A 16,550-nucleotide genomic window follows, 5' to 3' on the forward strand; every position below is an offset into this window, starting at 1 on the left:
GCCGTAAGGGACTTGGTTTGCGGAACCCATCAGGGCCAGCGGTCAAAACCGCGCAAACAGGCCGGACACACGACTGCGTCTGACAAATGCACAAATCAGATCAAAAAAGTCTTGCTATGCAGGAGCCATCCACACATGACATTCGCTGCAGCCGCATTGATAAGAAGTCGGCATAGCCAAAGCAGACAGTCAGGATCCATTGTCAAAGCCACCTTCAGGAGCGGAAGTGATGCAAAAGCATCAACTGCCTGATCTGTTGCACTATCTCAGACATACACGTTTAATGATCGCAGCGTTTTAATTTTCTATGTTTGGAATCAGGAAGATGACTGAAGGACTCCCGGAATTTCTTAAACAAGGCGAAGCTGCGAGGCTCTTCCCAGTATTATCCACGACTTCAAAAGAAGGGAGGACAACGTCGATAGTCCTTGCCTGCCTTTCTGTTGTTCGCGAGCTTGGAAGTGACCTATTGAAGTCTATCGGGCAAAACGTTGGTGTTCGAACGAAGGTCGAATGCTACACGGAAATTGTTTTCCGCAATTCTACGGCCCCACATGAAGATCGGCCAGATGGTCTAATTGTTGTCAGCAATGGAAACCGACAATGGCGTGCCTTAGTCGAAGCGAAAATCGGCTCTGCAACACATAGTGTTGAACAGATTGAAAAGTATCGAAAATTGGCACAGGAGCAGTCCGTTGACTGTGTGATCACTCTTTCCAATCAGTTCGCGGCACAACCCCAAACACATCCACTTGAACAAGTTAGAAAGAGCCGTTCGCGGATACCGGTATATCATTGGTCATGGATGCATATCTTGACGACCAGCGATCTTCTTTTGACAAACGAAGCTATTGCAGATGACGACCAGAAGCAGGTTTTGTCCGAACTTCGGAGATTTCTGACGCACGAGAGTGCAGGAGTACGTGGCTTCGAAAGAATGCCACCCGAATGGTCTGAGCTAAACAAACTGGTATCAAGTGGCGGTTCGATACCGGCTAAATCACCGCTTTTGTTGCCCGTTATCTTGGCATGGCATCAAGAAACACGCGATCTTTCGCTAATTCTTTCTCGAATGACAGGCGCGCGTGTTTCTGAACGATTGCCCAGAAAACACCAAAAAGACGCAGCATGTAGGGTCAACGATGACAGTCAGAAGTTGAGGGACGAAGCTTGCCTTGAAAGCCAGCTTATGGTTCCGGACGCGGCAGCTCCTATCGAAATCTCCGCTGATTTGCGTCGAAGGTCCATCGATGTTGGGATGACACTCCGTGCGCCAGACGACCGAAAATCTACTTCCGCTCGCATTAATTGGTTACTTAGACAAATCAAACACGAACAGGTCGACGATTTTCATGTCAGGTTGCAGTGGCCTGGAACAAGTGGGCCTACGCAATTTCAGCTTTCGGAGCTGAGGGAAAACGTTCAAATTGCCGAGGTCGACAAATCACACCTGAGCCCGAACGGCTTTCACATCTTCCTGTCAAAGCGGTTGGGTGGTCGTTTCACTCAGCAAAGCAATTTCATTTCTGATCTAGAGCAAATCGTACCCGATTTCTATGGATCCGTCGGCTCGGCACTTCGGCAACATCAAAAGAAAGCGCCTACACTTAGACCTGATCGCAAACAGAGTGATGATGTAACGCCTGAAGCTATTCATGAGGAGTCTGATGAGACAAAAGAAAATGGCCCCGGTGATACTTAGTGTTTGATTTCCAGGAAGGCAGCCAAGACGTCGTCGATGCGGTTCTTACCGTCGCGGCGCTCCTTACGGACGAGTGGGTTCCGGGGCTGGTTGCTCTAGCAATGATCGGAGCGGCGGCGCTGCTATTCTTGGTTATGTTGAAAGTGACTGACGCGCAGTTGCGGTCACTTCGCTCGGCGACAAAACTAGTGACCAATACGACTTCGGAGCTCGAGTTCGCTGGAAAATTCTCAGAGATAAGTGCGGCTCTCGGTGTCGGTAGTCCAAAGATCAATGGACCTAAAAGACGCATCGCTGATGTTTGGCGTGAGTATCGCGAAACTCTGATCGAGCCGACTGAAGAGGGGCGGCCAATTCAAAACTCTATACGGCCATCTGCCTTCTTCAACATTGGGAATCTTGGTTTTGGTCTTAGAAGCTGGCGATTTTGGCCAGGTTTGTTTGTCTCGATAGGTTTGCTTTTGACCTTTCTTGGTCTTGTGGCGGCTTTGCAGCAAACCGGTGGGGTGCTCGATGCAGCCGATGGAGGCTCACGTAACAATGCGATGGGCGACGCGCTGAACGACTTGCTTACTGTCGCATCTGCGAAATTCATCATGTCGTTGTCTGGACTATTTGTTTCGATCTTGCTCATCGGTGCAATTCGGTGGCGGGATTCCAGTGTCGATCGAGCAGTGAGCCACCTTGCTCATTCGCTCGAAGATCGATTGCAGTTTGTTAGTCTGGAGCGGCTGTCACAACAGCAGTTGGAGGAAGCCAAAGAAACGCGCACACATATGGCCAAGCTCAACATGGAGCTAATCACAGCCCTGGCGAAACCTCTTCAGGACGCCGCAGAAGCTGGCGGAAATGCTGCTGTTGGCGCGATGAAAGGTGTCGCTGAAAAAATTTCAGCAACGTTGTCGGACACGGTCACAGAGGCAAGCGAGAAGATGGAAGCGGCTGCGACGAGTATGTCAGAGACAACCGTCGGGTTGGACAGCGTTTCACGCCGTATCGAAATGGTTGTTGGAGAGCTCAATTCTGCGGCCGAGGCTCTCTCGAGCGCGGCAACACCCGTTGCAGACAGCATTTCGCAGACCGAACAAATGACACGCACTATCGCGAAGTCGAGCGTTGAGCTGGTGGAAAACGCTTCAGCAGCACTAAAGAGTCAAACAGAAGCGGTGGTAGTGGCAGCAGAGGCCATCAGCCAACAAGTTCGAGCCTTTGAAGAGCGCGCGAAGGCGTATGATGGTGACATGGCGAGAGCTCTTGAAGGTTATCGAAAGAACTTGGATGCCGCCGTTGAGAAGGTCTCTAGGTTCTCCGGTGACGTTCACGCAGATTACTCTGATGCGCTTCAGCGCTTACGTGCAGTCATTGATAGCGCTCGCTCCTTTGAACCTACAACTGATGATGTCGCTGTGCAGGCGAGTGATGTAGATCAGGAGACACTATCGTGAGAGGTGCCGACTACTACCACGCAGAGGAAGTCGAAGAGGAAGAAACAGCATTTGTCACGATGACAGATATGACTGTCAGTATTTTGTTCATACTATTGATTCTTCTTGCTTTTTTTGCAAGCCAATTGCGTCCCGAAGGCGTCAAATCCGAAGAGATCATCGAAGGACTAAATGCACAGCTTGATGTGCTCCAAGATGAGAACACCGAACTCAAGGCACTTCTGTCAGACCAGGACATCGATTTTTCTACGTTGTCGGAAACAAAATCCAGTTTGGAGGCTGCAAACCGGCGATTAGCGGAACTGGAAAGTATCCTGTCAGAACAAGAAGATATTGAGACGCAGCTTCTTCAAGCCATGGCAAAAGCTGACCTGCTTAAGAAACAACTGGAAGAGTTCAGCGAAAACCGCCTAGATCGTCTCGAAATTTATAATTCAGCCGTCCGCGACACGCGAGTTGGATTGTTACAAACCCTAAAATACCAGATTGACGCGGAGTACCCTGAACTACGGGTGCGACTGAGTGCAACGGAAGACGCGCTTCAATTTGTTGGAGAGGGCTTGTTCGCGTCCGGCAGTCGCAGCCTTTCGGTGTCAAGCACGGACAAAGTCCGTAGAATCGCTGAAATATTAGAAAATTCACTGTCATGTTACACTATTGGTTCCCGCTCAGCATTCGCCGAGGAGTGCAACGAAGGTTACGCGCTGATCGACGCCCTGCAAATTGAAGGTCATACTGACAGTGATGGAACGCTCAGCTTCAATACCAGACTTGGCGCAGACAGAGCGGCGGCGACCTACGGCGCAATGGTCGAGCATCTCCCAGGGTTGACGGACCACCGCAACTTCGCAAGCCAACCGGTGCTGTCTGTAGCTGGATACGGAGAAGACCGTCCTGTCGCACCAAATGACACAAACGACAACAAAAGCCTAAATCGCAGGATAGACTTACGCTTCATAATGTTGCGGCCATCTAGCGTCGAGGAAATCGACGAGATTAAGAGCGTTCTGCGAACCTATGCGCCGGGACTGATCGATCCATGAGTTTAGCAAGCGCCATTGTTAGCCTGTCTGCCCCCGTTCCAGGCCGCACTACATTGTCTGCGGCGCGGCTCGAAGAGGAATGCCGTTCAATTCGGGACAAATATCCAGCGCCAACACTTGTAACAGACAGCGCATTGAGCGCATTGGTTGAGCTGTGCCTATCTCGCGTAACAAGTGGCAATTGGAGGGGTGTTACAGAAGCAAACGTACTACCGCTAGTACATGCACTTTGCCGCGGAAGTATAAGTGAGCCTACAAAACTAGTTGAATTCCTTAGCCGCGAAGTCAGTCTGACGCGCCGTACGTCGTTCTTGGCAGCCGCCATGGAAGGTTATTTGGAAGGTTGGTGCGGAGGCTCGACACATACACGTCGTGCAGCAATACTGCTTCAAGAGCGCCAGCGCGACTTACCGGAACCTTATTCAGATTGTGTTTCCCAGGCTCCAGAGTGCCTCGATCCCGAGTCCGGCGCTCGAAGCATTGCGGCTCGAATCTTGGAAAGCGATGAGCCTTTGGAAGCAATGTCCGACCTTGGGTTTGGAGAGCCGTTTTCTCCGGGTTTTGCAACCGAAGTCGGCAACAGCTTCGTCCAGGATTATCCGTCGCCAGAGTCTCTTGCGCTTGCTCAACGCCTAGCTCGTTGGGCGCGGCCAGAAGACGGCGGCGGGATCGGAGGCGAGGGACTGATTGGTGCGCTCGATAAGCTTCTGTCGCCATGGCATCAACGTGTGCCAACCGAGGAAATTCAGGCATGGCTACTTGATTGGGTTCTCAAGCATATTGGCGACCCCCGAAAGCCTGGAGAAAGCGGGCGCTGGCTAACGGCATCGGAGACGAGCAAGCGCACCGTTCTTACTTGGTTAGCAGGTCAGAGCATAGAAGCTTTCATGAACGTCATTTCCGCGGTTGAAATTGAGCGCCCCGACATGTGGAGTGAGCGCAGAAATTTCTGGATGTCTCTATACAAAGAAGGGGTAATCACCGAAGCTTGGGTGGCCCTACATCCAGCTGCGCAACGAGAGGCAAAACGTCGATTTGACGAGACGAAGGAGCCCGCGTTCGAAGCCTTTGCGCAACAACTGGGAGGTCGCAAAGACACGTCCCTTCTCATAATGAGAGCTGGCGATCACATTTTAGTCGAAGGTTCAAAAAACTATCGAATACATGTTTTTGATCGCGACTTTCCGGGCCGTCCCGAGCTGTATCGGGATTCCTATCGTGATCAAGACATAACGCTTTCGCCAAGCAATCATCCGGCCACGAAGTACCATCGTGGAGGGATCAACAACTGGGGCAGCTGGGTTCGGAGACAGTTACGATGAGCGGTCTTCAGGTCAGGGAGATTTTTGAGAACGGAGTCATTCTGGAACCTACGCGCGGGAATCGCGGCGCTTGGAACAGGTTGCGCCGTTCTCCCGTCATCGACCTTCGAAATCCGCTCCAAGAGGACAAGGATCTTTCCTTTGCTCTGGCCCGCATTCGAACGCTTGATCATTCCGGCAAGGACGCGGTTATTCGGCCAGACAGCCTGACCTTGTCGCACGGTATTGTTGCCAAGATCGAAGACGTTTTCGCGCCCGCACTCGGACTGCCAAAATTAGAGGATCAATTAACCTTCGCAACGAAATTCTTGGGCACGCTTGGCAGTTCGGACGCGCGCCTAGAATGGCACTGGGAGAGGCTGGGCAAGCCAGAAATGGTGCCACGCCGAGGAGCCTTTCTTTTCCCAGATACACCAGGTTCGCGACGACGGATACCGGCCACCATTTTGCAAGCCATTGAGCTATCGGAGACATTTGACCCTACTTCTCCTTTGCCTGCACACTGGCGCGCTTTGGCTGCATTTCGCGACTGCCTGGGAAGCGCAGGCAAACGCGCATCTCCGGACAGATTTCTTTCGGACTTGAGGATTACTTCCGTTGCTAGGATTGGCATTGAAGTGGACACACAGGATGAGGCCGCGTTTGCTGCTGTACCAGTCGGTGCTAAGGCGGAAATTGGCGAAACCGATGAACCACTGTTTTCTAAGGCTGTGCGAAAAAGCTTTTCGGATGCGGTCGCAGACCATGGTGCGCTTCCAGCGTACCGCTTGTCGGATGGTACATTTGCAGTCGTTGATCAGAGTGCTGCCCCAGTGCTCGAACTCGTTGCAAAGGCCATGAGGGGAGACAGAGCGCAACGCAAAGCCTTTATTCTGGATGCTCCCAGACTGATCGAAGAAGCCCTGGAACGTCATTTCTTAGAAACTGGTCAGATCAATGAGGATACTACGCCTGAGCAATCGGCTGAATTGGTTGCGACCGCGCTTGAAGACGGCTGGGCGGAAACCAATGGCTGGTCGGAGCGGGTCATTGGCATAGGTGCCGTCGCCAGACTTGAAATGGAAATTTCGGTGGGTTCAGGGTTGCCTTGGCTCCCAGATACTCTTGAGCAGTCACTAGGTGAACTGCTGGGATCAATTGCGGATGATAAGCTAGAGGCGGCTATTCAGGCTCTTCAGAGAGCCATTTTGAATGGCGAAGTGAGCATAGAGTTTGACGAGGTCAGTGTACCAGTCCACCCCGACGTAATTGAGGCACTCAGACGTCGCTTGGCCATGCGCGCAGATACGACCGAGGTTCGCGGTGAGCCAGATGAAGCGCTCTTGCCATTGGTGCACGCTAACCTTCACGATCTTGACTATTTCGCGCACAAGTCTCCTAGAGGCCGTGCTGAGGAGGGCCTACCTTCTTCAGTCATATCCGTGTTGCGCCCATATCAGTTAAAAGCGTTCGACTGGCAGCTAGCCGCGTGGACAAAGGGTATGCCCGGACTCCTCAATGCCGACGAACAAGGCCTAGGTAAGACTCTTCAAACACTGTCATTTCTTGCTTGGCTTACTCGCGAGATGCGCAATGGCAAAGTCGCGCCGAGGCCGATACTGGTGGTTGCTCCCACGTCGTTGTTACGCAATTGGCAAGACGAAATCGAGCAACACCTAGATGCCGGAGCTTTGGGGCCGATTCACCGTCTGTACGGAACTGAACTGTCAAAATTCCGAGGCACGCGTGGACGCGACATAGTAGACGGTGAGACCCATCTGGATTTGTCGGATTTGGTCGGAACAGTTGGTGTAGTTGTCACAACTTACCAAACACTCGCAAACTACGCAGTCAGCCTGAATCAACTGCATTTTGGCGCATCCGTCTTTGACGAGATTCAGTTCATAAAGAACCCAAGAACACAAAGAGCAACAGCCGTCAAAGGCGTCAACTCCGATTTTCATATCGGTTTGACTGGGACACCTATAGAGAACCGAACTCAAGATCTTTGGTCGATAGTAGATACTATAGCACCAGGCTCACTGGGCGCTCTGGCGGGCTTTAATCGCATTTTTGAGAAACCGGACGGGGCACGCTTAGAACAATTAAGAACGGCACTGTTTGACTCTGCGGGAGGCGGAACACCGCTTTGCCTCCGGCGTACAAAAGAGGAAGCGGATCCTTCCATTCCACCGAAAGTGAGACTGCTCTATTCGCGAGACATGCCTCGCCCACAGATGTTGAGGTACGACGAAGCGAGGGCGAAAGGCGGTGGTATCTTGCAAGTTTTGCAACACATTCGACGCGTTTCAGCACACCCCGGAATGCTGGAGGGTGAACTTACAGACGATTTTATTGGTGCTTCGGCGCGAACCGAAGCAACCCTTGATATTTTGCGCTACATTGCGTCGAAAGGTGAGCGCGCCTTGGTCTTTGTCGAGAACCTTGATCTGCAAGCCTGGCTCGCTGAATTCCTAAAGATCGAATTCGGTCTTCGTGAGGTCATGGTGATTAATGGTGGAACTTCGATAAACGACAGGCGCGAAATCACGAGAAGGTTTCAACGGCACCTGAAAGAGGACGAAGGCTTTGATGTACTTCTGCTTGGTCCAAGAGCCGCTGGTACTGGCTTAACCTTGACGGCTGCTAACCATGTAATCCATCTCACAAGGTGGTGGAATCCAGCAGTCGAAGAGCAGTGCAACGACCGAACTCTCAGGATTGGTCAGACGAAACAGGTTACCATCCACTTGCCAATGGCAATTCACCCGGGTCTTGGACCTGCTTCGTTCGACTGCCTTCTTCATCGCTTGATCTCAGGCAAAAGAGCATTGGCCTCTAACGTGATGCAGCCTTCGCTTGTTTCTGAAGGTGATCTGCGACTTCTCCACAATGCTGTAATATCTGGAGAAATCACAGACGACCTACCAAAATCAAACGCGGAAATAAACTTACCTGATCGCAATGATCTGTCGGTTGAAAACCTTGCTGAGAACGTAATTCAAATTTCGGGAAGCAGTTGGAAAGGCACAATTTTGGTTGGTTTTGGTGACGCGATCAATGACTTAGCCCAGTACCAGACCAAAGATACGCTGTGCGCAATTATGGTTTCGCCGCAGGCTATCGAATGGGATTTAGATATTCCACTTAGCAAGGTTACTGACCAGCGTCTTTGGCCTGACCTCGCACTTCCATTCTAGATCATGAACAGGCGCTAGACTGCCAATTTGTGCCAATCTGAGCTTGGTTCATTCCGGTTACAACCGATACGAGTTGATTGCTACATGATCGACGAACTGCTGCTTTGGGGAATGCCGCATTGCGGCCAAAGGGCCTTGACCAATGTCGAATCTAGGTCGCCCCAGTAAAAATTCGGGTACCTCCTCCATGACGTGGAACCGCCAACCAATGCTCCGTAACTCAGCCTCACTATTAGACCCAATATTGGCATTACCGACCAAAGGGCTTGGAAATGTCCAAGTTCTTTTCCTTTGATTGAGCTCTGGCCTGCGGCACAATGAGGAAATTGAATCACTAGAGCCGCCGATGCAAATTTCCAAAACAGATTTCATCCAATTCCTGCATTGCCCGAAGTCTCTTTGGCTGCTGAAACATAAACCTGAGGCTTACCCACATGGCGAGTTTTCCGACTATGCCGAGAAACTCGCAGCTGAGGGTTATGAGCTGGAAGCCTATGTGCGCGAGTTGATCGAGGCTGGTGTGGATGCAGCGCAGTTCTCCTTCCAAACGGTCTTCCAGACGGAACGCGGCCTCTACGCCAAAACGGACATAGTTCGAGAGAACGAAGACGGTACCTTCAATCTCTACGAAGTTAAGTCTTCAACTAGGGTGAAGGCGGACGCGAAGCACAATCAGATTAAGGATGCCTGCTTTCAGATGATCGCCGCTGAGGAGGTTAGAAAAGACGTCCGCGACGTCTTCATCGTTCATCTGAATGGAGACTATGTACGTGATGGTGAGATCAATCCCGACGCCCTTTTGACCTTTGCCAAAGTCACGTCCAAGGTGCGCGAAATCGAAGCTGAAACGCGAATTGAAATCAATAAAGCCCTGGACCTTCTGCAGACTGCGGAAATCGACGAAAGCTGTTGCTCATGCCTGACGCTGAGCAAGGCCAACCATTGCGACAGTTTCGAGCATTTCAACCCAGGCATCCCCAAACCATCGATCTACAATCTGCCGCGAATCTCCAAGGCCAAACTTGAGACCTTCGCTGGCGAAGGACGCTTTGATCTAGAGGATATCGGTCTCGACGAAGTCACGGAAAAGCAAGCGTATGTTTTACGCTCAGCACAGCTAAGGGAGCCGGTGGTTGACCAAGGCGCTTTGGCGCGCTGGTTCAGCAGAGCGAAGTATCCGCTCTACTTCCTGGACTACGAAACCTATTCCTCCGCCATCCCGATTGTGGACGGTGCCCGCCCTCAGTCTCCAATCCCCTTTCAATACTCGCTGCACATCAAGCGTACGCCTGACGATCTGGAGTTGGTTCACGTCGAGTATTTGGCTGAAGAGGCGACATTACCGCGCGCCATGGTCGATCACATGCAGCGGCACATCGGGCCAAAAGGCAGTGTCATCTCTTGGCATGCCTCGTTCGAGAATACCCAGAACAAGACAATGGCAAAGCAGTTTCCTGATAAGGCGGAGTTCCTACAAAGCCTGATGGACCGGACGCTCGATCTCGAAGACCTATTCGCAGCGCCCTATGTCGACATCGCATTTGGCGGGTCGACATCAATCAAGAAGGTGTTGCCGGTGCTAGCTGGCGATCTTGACTATGCAGGTATGGACGTTGCAAACGGGACGGATGCGATGAATGCATGGAAGCATCTCATCTCAATGCCCGACGGTGACGTGCGTAATCGCCTCAAAGAGTCCATGCTCGAATATTGCAAGCTCGACACTTACGCCATGGTTCGGATTTTCGAAGAGATGGAACGCGTTTGATAAGATTCTGTCGGCAGTTTGCGAACAAGTGGCTTTCCTTTCAGAACAGGGCAGCCTGTCCAAGCTAACAGACAGTTTTGTCCGTTGTTATCAGGCTCGGGTTCGGAAGCTTGCTAGTAACCTGTCTGAGCCAGGAACGATGGGGTATTGTCCCTTTGTCGCCGCTTAAGGCCTGGCGGACAGCCGCCACAGCTCCATTCTCGCAAATGCAGCGAACGGCGGCTATACGGGCTGCGATCGCAGCGATCGAGCGCCGTGTTCAAGGTTGCCTTTGGGCCGGGCCATCTCCACCATTTTCAGCTAAGAGTTCCTGATGACAGACACTTTGGATGCATGGTGCGACCGTCTGGGAACAGCACTGAGCCGGCTCGCGGAGGTTCAAGCACCCTTTCTTGAGAAATATTGGCAGGCGAAGTCATACCCGACACGAGTGTCATCCAATGGAGTGGATGAAACACCCTTTCCAAAAGATGACTTGGCTGACCTCTATGATCTCGCGCGCTTGGCCTCGCGACCCGTCGAAATGAAGTACTACAAGCCACTTCGTGATGCCATAGACCCAGTGAGGGGCATCCTGCGGTCGCACCCATCACTCGCTAGGGCGCTTGGAAACCGTATTGGAAATGATGAATTTCACGTCGGAATATTGAACGGGACATCGCTGACTTGGCTGACACGGATCGTAGCCGGTCTATTTGAACGTGCCGATGCCCACGGTGATGGTGGATTCAAGAATGCTGCGAATGAACTTGGATCGATCCTTGATCGGAGCTCGACGACTTTACAAGTTGGTGTCCCGAATGGTCTCGATGTGGCCTACGACGTTCTGCTCTTCCATGGTCCCGAAATTCGCAAAGAATTTGAGATTCAGGAGGGTTTAATCGTCAAACCTGCTGCCATGCTCTCAGGCTATCTGGAGCGCGAATGGATCCGGGATTCTGTGCCTAAGGAGATGGACCGGCGTGATTGGCGACAGATTGGAGCGGTGGTGCGACCGTTCCACTGGCGACCGGTTTTTCGGAGGAAGACTGCCTATCGGGAGGAACCGGCTAGCCGGCCACCGAGGTTTGAGGATGACGCTCTCACGTTTCTTGAAATCTTATCCGTTGCGAACCAAACGCCGATTTTACCGTTCAGGTTGATGAGCGGATGTGTGCATCGTTCCGCAAATGGCTTGCTGGGTTTAACTCATAGCCACGGTGGCTCGCAGCCGATCCGTCAAGTTGGACCTCGTTACGATTCTTTTCGATCCCCTCCAAAGCTTCAGTCCCGCTCGATCGACTTGGCTAAACAGGCCTATAACAGCCGAGGCGACGGTGAGTTCGAACGCCTTGAGCCAGTTATTCATCGACTTTCAGAAGCTCTGGCGCGATTGGGTCGCTTTGGGGCCAACGACCGCATTCTCGATGTTTCGCAATCGTTAGAATTGATGTTCAGGCCGAAGAGCGGTGGGATCAGTCGACAGCTCCAGGATGGGATGGCCGAACTGCTCGGCGTCGATGAAGGCCACAAGGAAGTTATACGAGCTGCAATCAAGCAGTTCTATGACGTTCGCTCAGCAATCGTTCATGGCGCAACCGACGCAAGGCGCAAACGCAATTTGGAAGATCGGCAAAGCGCATTCATCAAGGGCTTCAATCTAACTCAACAAGCGCTATTCAAGATGCTATTGAGCAAACCAAGCGCCCGTGACTAATTCTGCGCAGCTACGATTTCCGCGTGTCGTGAGTTCGAAAACATCCGGATTGTGCCCCTGCAGTCAATGTCCGCTAAGCGGGCTGCGGACGCAGCGATAAGAACGTTGCGCCAATGTCTGAAATGGGCCGCCCGTGAAGGCGGCCCATTTTGCTAGATTTCGATCGCTTCAGCGATGGCGAGTGCATCCTCAAGCTCGACGCCAAGATACCTGACCGTGCTGTCCATCTTGGTATGGCCGAGCAGAAGCTGAACAGCGCGCAAGTTACCTGTCTTCTTGTAAATCTGCGTCACCTTGGTTCGGCGCATCGAATGAGTTCCGTATGCTGTCGCTTCGAGGCCAATCGAAGTCACCCAATCACGAACGATCCGCGCATACTGGCGTGTTGAGATGTGGAGACGCTCATGAAATCGTCCAGGCCAAAGATACTCAGACCCGACCATCAGCTCATCCTCCATCCACTTCTCGACTGATGTACGCGTCCCCTCCGTTATCTCAAAACGAACCGGCTTCTGCGTCTTGCTTTGTAAAACAGACGCGCGTTCTTTGACCTGACCAGATGCCATAATGTCGACCACTTGCATGCGGACCAGGTCGCAGCCTCGTAACTTGCTATCGATAGCCATATTGAACAGGGCGAGATCGCGGTGATTTTCTGCGAGTTCCAGTCGGACGCGGATCGCCCAGACATGCTTTGGTTTCAGGGGTCGCTTCTGACCCACGATACGTCCTTTGTTCCATGCAGGGCGAAGTGCTCGAATGGCAGGTAAGTTTGGTGTTTCCATGACAGATCCTCCTATCCGCCATGCCCTCCACAACGACAACCCGACGTTGACGGACGCAGCATATCACAGGATTGCTGCGCCGCCTCTGAGGTCGGCAACGAGTCCGAATTGCGGAATGCTGCGGACTGCACGAATGGCTGTTTCCGGCATGCGTTCATCCCGCTCTGGTCTAGGCATTTCGGGAATTTGCAGGCAAGTCTGCTCAAATGGAACAAGAGCAGATAGGAAAACTCCTTAGGATTGGAGGAGCGGCAGCGACAGTCGGCGTCGTTTCGTGTGTGCATGCTGCAGCAGAGCTCATGCCATTGGGTCAAATCATGGCCTTCCGAGCGATGATCTCTGGGCTTTTGATCCTGCTGTACGGCCTCTGTTTCAACAACCCTGCCGACTTGCTTCCAAAGAGCTGGAAACCTCACCTCATTCGGGGACTGTTGGCCTGTTGCGCCATGGTTTTGAGTTACATCGCATTCGCTCGACTTCCCGTCACTCAAGCACAAACTCTATCGTTTCTCGCGCCACTAATCGTTTTGCCAATTGCAATAGTTCGCCTTGGGGAGCCTTTGACCGCGCGGCTAGCCGTGGGGCTTCTAACTGGGTTTGCCGGGGTCCTGTTGATTTTAGGGTTGTCGTTTGAAACTGGACCTTTCGCATTCTGGGGAGCTGTCGCAGGGATCGCAGGTGCCGTCTTCGTAGCGATCATTCAGGTCAAAATCCGCGCAATGACCATGACTGAGACTGCCATTTCGATTTCACTCTCTTTCACGGTGATCGTTGCTTGTGTCACTGGACCGAGTGTTTTTCTGGGGAATTGGGTTTGGCCCGATAGTGTTGGTATCCTGCTCCTTATCGCAGCTGGCATTTTTGGTGCCCTCAACTTGGTTCTTTTTGCAGAAAGCCTTGCCAGAGCACCGGCCTCTGCTGTCGCGCCGCTGGACTACACAGGTCTTATTTGGGCTCTTTTGGCGGATTTCTGGATTTTTTCACAGGTGCCTGGCCCAACGGGCGTACTCGGTAGCGTGCTGATAACAGTTGCCGCGCTCATTGTTGTTTTGAAACCACGTGGTAAGCATGGCCGATAGCCAAACACAGTCGAAAACATAGAAGCAGACCTTCGTAAAGGCGCAGCGAAAGAGCGTTCTATCCGCGACTCCCGCCATAGCTCTTACAGGGATGCTGCCCAAGTATTTAACGTCCGGTTTGGGAAAGCTGCGGTGCGGCGTCAACATTATGAGTGGATGTCTTCTTTGGGCCGTCCTCATCGATGCGATCCGACGTTGGGCACAGGATGCTGGGTTCGCTCCGATGGCCGCGAACAGCGAAATTTGTGAATTTGCTTTTTTCGCCGCATGCGCTCGTAGCACAAAAACAGCTGCTCAACTTGGTTCATAACGCCGCTGTGCGGCGGCGAAACCGCTCACTCACACATGCCGCAACACAGATGGTATGGGCAAGGATCAAGTCGCGGACAAGGCAGTGCTTTGCCGCAAGTTCGCCGAAGCCCGGTTCGGCGCAACTTGCAACAAACGTTGGTTTTTGAACGCCATACCGTTGTGGTATTTTGATTCCGGAGAGTAAATTTGGCGAAATTCTAGATGGATGGAGCAGAGAATGAGGAAATCTTGGAAGCGAAAGAATAGTCTTGGCAGATTACAAGTTCATAGCCAGTATCCCCTCAGTCGTATTCAGGGCGGTTCATAGTGTCACGCGAAGAGAAAGGCTTCTGGGCGGAGATCAAACTTCATGCTGCGAAGTCTGCAGTGGGAGCAGTCATTGTGGCTGCAATAGCACTTTTACTCGCGTATTTTGGAGGAGTATTTGAGAATGTTAGATGTGCGATTTTGGGCTGGCTTGATATTGTTGGTTGTCTGTAGTGCAAGTGCGCTCGCTCAAAGCGTAACCGTGGTGGATTGCGCAGCGTCCGCTACGACTAGCGGGACTGAAACCTTTAATCAAAGGGAGTGTCTTCTCAGCGAGCTGAAAAAGACCGTGCAAAGAGTTGATGTGGCAGAAGCTGAACTTGAGCAACTTGCTAAAGAGTTGGAACGTATTGAAGAAGTTGAAGGATCAACCGAAGTCATCGAGAATAAATTGGAAGAGCTGTCGAATTCTTTGGAGCGAGCAAGAGCCGATCTTTTTCAGCTACAGCAGCAGATCAGAGATCGAGGGAATAACGTGGATGACCTCATTGCTCGTGTTCAACGTCTTGAAACAAGCACTCTAAACAAGGAAGACACGGTACTAACTGCAACACATGCTGCAGCCGGAGGGGCATGTCTCGCGTTGGCTCCTCCCGTTTCTGGCGCAGCCCATATTACTATCCCGCGGCGCGCCCGCGAGACTTGTGCAAATGCTTGCGGGACTCACCCAGGCAACTACCCGAACTGCCGTGGCATGGTGGCGATTGGTAGAATTTTGACGGGGCGTTCCACAAGCCACACTGAAGCAGTAAATATCAACTATCGCTATAAGTGCAATGATACCCAAGATGCATATGATGAAGTAAGGGGCGATGACAAACGAGGCCAATATACAGCCTATTGTTGTTGTTATCGTTGACTTTGTCCGCAGGCAAGACGGCGGCGTCTGGCATCGTGCGTGCTTGCATTGAATGCTGAAGTTTGTACGGGCCTCGTTTTGAGCGTTCCGTAACCAAACACAACTCTCGTGTGATAGACCAGAAAGCAGACACTCGCCTAACCGAAGCGAATGCCCGCGCGGTCCGCATCTCGAAGGTCTAAACTACTAGCAGCAAAAGCGCGGTATCGGTCGGGGCCAGATCGACGTCAGCGAATGACTGGTCCGGCGACCTGCGCCGCAATGCAACGAACGTTGTGCCGAAATTGCGAAACTATGTTGCGTCAGCGAAGGAATGATATGCAAGGTCGGTTTTGTCCCGCGATGCAGTCATCGAGCAATCCTTAGACCTCGCTGCCGCAGCGAACGGCGGCTATGCGGGCTGCTGCCCCAGCATCGAGATCTGGTGTTGGATGTCTCCTTTGGGCTGTCATTGACAAGGCATCTGGTGTTTCACCGCACGCGTACCCTGATGCTTTCCCCGGCGACGTTGATTGTCTCGCGGCCTTTCTTGCTCGCCGTGAAGATGATTTCGACTGCAGGGGTCCAGCCGCCACAGCGCCTGCTCTTTGTTACACCCCATTTGCCATTGCTCAACACCCCCAGCTTGGTGGCACGGGTTCGCTTGGGATCGACATTTTGTGGACGCTTACCGCACTCTCCACGAAAACCGTGCACAACCATGGATTGCCCCACTGTGAGCTCAACTGAACGGTGAAAGGGGATCTGGTTGTCAGGATCTGCCAAAGCGCCGTTGGCGGCCATCATGCTAACCACTAAAATGATACGGAGCATAAAAACCTCATCTAAAAATTCACATTTGAACATATCCGGAAATTGGCGCCGATCAATTAGAGGGAAGCCGGGGTGGGGCTTCCCGTCACAGACCGGACCTTCGTCACAAGTTATCGAAGTTTGAAATAGTCCCGCGGACGGTTGGCTCGACCACTTCGAGACCGAGCAGATTCAGCGAACGTCCGAAAAGCGGGCTGCAACCGTAGCATCAAAGTCCACGGTCGAGTGACCGCTTTGGGCA

At 52.2% G+C, this 16,550-nt stretch carries 11 protein-coding genes; 9 read left to right on the forward strand and 2 right to left on the reverse strand.

The window, feature by feature from the left end:
• Nucleotides 1–325 precede the first annotated feature (325 nt).
• The 7 genes from Q1A85_RS19375 (at nucleotide 326) to Q1A85_RS19405 (ending at nucleotide 12,155) form a co-directional block, all read left to right on the forward strand.
• Nucleotides 326–1,702, forward strand: coding sequence for a hypothetical protein (locus Q1A85_RS19375; RefSeq protein WP_299693500.1), 1,377 nt, complete (start codon nucleotides 326–328; stop codon nucleotides 1,700–1,702).
• Nucleotides 1,702–3,147, forward strand: a complete 1,446-nt coding sequence (locus Q1A85_RS19380) for a hypothetical protein (protein WP_299693503.1) — start codon at nucleotides 1,702–1,704, stop codon at nucleotides 3,145–3,147. Before Q1A85_RS19375 ends, Q1A85_RS19380 begins: the two co-directional genes overlap by 1 nt.
• Entirely contained in the window at nucleotides 3,144–4,190 is a 1,047-nt protein-coding gene (locus Q1A85_RS19385; protein WP_299693506.1) for an OmpA family protein, read from the forward strand. The genes Q1A85_RS19380 and Q1A85_RS19385 overlap by 4 nt, the downstream gene beginning before the upstream one ends.
• On the forward strand, nucleotides 4,187–5,512 hold the full coding sequence (locus tag Q1A85_RS19390) for an EH signature domain-containing protein (protein ID WP_299693509.1): 1,326 nt from the start codon (nucleotides 4,187–4,189) through the stop codon (nucleotides 5,510–5,512). Before Q1A85_RS19385 ends, Q1A85_RS19390 begins: the two co-directional genes overlap by 4 nt.
• Nucleotides 5,509–8,691, forward strand: coding sequence for an SNF2-related protein (locus Q1A85_RS19395; protein ID WP_299693512.1), 3,183 nt, complete (start codon nucleotides 5,509–5,511; stop codon nucleotides 8,689–8,691). Before Q1A85_RS19390 ends, Q1A85_RS19395 begins: the two co-directional genes overlap by 4 nt.
• Before the next feature lie 295 nt (nucleotides 8,692–8,986).
• Complete coding sequence (locus Q1A85_RS19400; protein ID WP_299693515.1) at nucleotides 8,987–10,459, forward strand: DUF2779 domain-containing protein; 1,473 nt, start codon at nucleotides 8,987–8,989, stop codon at nucleotides 10,457–10,459.
• A gap of 313 nt (nucleotides 10,460–10,772) precedes the next feature.
• Complete coding sequence (locus Q1A85_RS19405) at nucleotides 10,773–12,155, forward strand: HEPN domain-containing protein (RefSeq protein WP_299693519.1); 1,383 nt, start codon at nucleotides 10,773–10,775, stop codon at nucleotides 12,153–12,155.
• A 152-nt stretch (nucleotides 12,156–12,307) separates the two neighbouring features.
• On the opposite strand, the gene Q1A85_RS19410 is transcribed toward Q1A85_RS19405, so the two are convergent.
• The gene (locus Q1A85_RS19410) at nucleotides 12,308–12,940 is read right to left on the reverse strand and encodes a tyrosine-type recombinase/integrase (RefSeq protein WP_299693522.1); all 633 of its coding nucleotides are present in this window, start codon (nucleotides 12,938–12,940) and stop codon (nucleotides 12,308–12,310) included.
• Between the two features lie 206 nt (nucleotides 12,941–13,146).
• Between Q1A85_RS19410 and Q1A85_RS19415 the strand changes: the two genes are divergently transcribed.
• The gene (locus Q1A85_RS19415; RefSeq protein WP_299693525.1) at nucleotides 13,147–14,019 is read left to right on the forward strand and encodes a DMT family transporter; all 873 of its coding nucleotides are present in this window, start codon (nucleotides 13,147–13,149) and stop codon (nucleotides 14,017–14,019) included.
• A gap of 742 nt (nucleotides 14,020–14,761) precedes the next feature.
• Nucleotides 14,762–15,496, forward strand: a complete 735-nt coding sequence (locus tag Q1A85_RS19420; RefSeq protein WP_299693528.1) for a hypothetical protein — start codon at nucleotides 14,762–14,764, stop codon at nucleotides 15,494–15,496.
• Between the two features lie 471 nt (nucleotides 15,497–15,967).
• On the opposite strand, the gene Q1A85_RS19425 is transcribed toward Q1A85_RS19420, so the two are convergent.
• Nucleotides 15,968–16,309 (reverse strand): hypothetical protein, encoded by a 342-nt coding sequence (locus Q1A85_RS19425; RefSeq protein ID WP_299693531.1) that lies wholly within the window; start codon nucleotides 16,307–16,309, stop codon nucleotides 15,968–15,970.
• Between the last annotated feature and the right edge of the window lie 241 nt (nucleotides 16,310–16,550).

Source organism: uncultured Tateyamaria sp. (genome assembly GCF_947503385.1).
Lineage (GTDB): Bacteria > Pseudomonadota > Alphaproteobacteria > Rhodobacterales > Rhodobacteraceae > Tateyamaria.

Bases quoted from the DNA above. Each gene is read 5' to 3' on its own strand.
- Q1A85_RS19425 (WP_299693531.1), bottom strand. From the start codon at position 16,309: ATGCTCCGTATCATTTTAGTGGTTAGCATGATGGCCGCCAACGGCGCT.
- Q1A85_RS19420 (WP_299693528.1), top strand. From the start codon at position 14,762: ATGTTAGATGTGCGATTTTGGGCTGGCTTGATATTGTTGGTTGTCTGT.
- Q1A85_RS19405 (WP_299693519.1), top strand. From the start codon at position 10,773: ATGACAGACACTTTGGATGCATGGTGCGACCGTCTGGGAACAGCACTG.
- Q1A85_RS19410 (WP_299693522.1), bottom strand. From the start codon at position 12,940: ATGGAAACACCAAACTTACCTGCCATTCGAGCACTTCGCCCTGCATGG.
- Q1A85_RS19415 (WP_299693525.1), top strand. From the start codon at position 13,147: ATGGAACAAGAGCAGATAGGAAAACTCCTTAGGATTGGAGGAGCGGCA.
- Q1A85_RS19390 (WP_299693509.1), top strand. From the start codon at position 4,187: ATGAGTTTAGCAAGCGCCATTGTTAGCCTGTCTGCCCCCGTTCCAGGC.
- Q1A85_RS19395 (WP_299693512.1), top strand. From the start codon at position 5,509: ATGAGCGGTCTTCAGGTCAGGGAGATTTTTGAGAACGGAGTCATTCTG.
- Q1A85_RS19375 (WP_299693500.1), top strand. From the start codon at position 326: ATGACTGAAGGACTCCCGGAATTTCTTAAACAAGGCGAAGCTGCGAGG.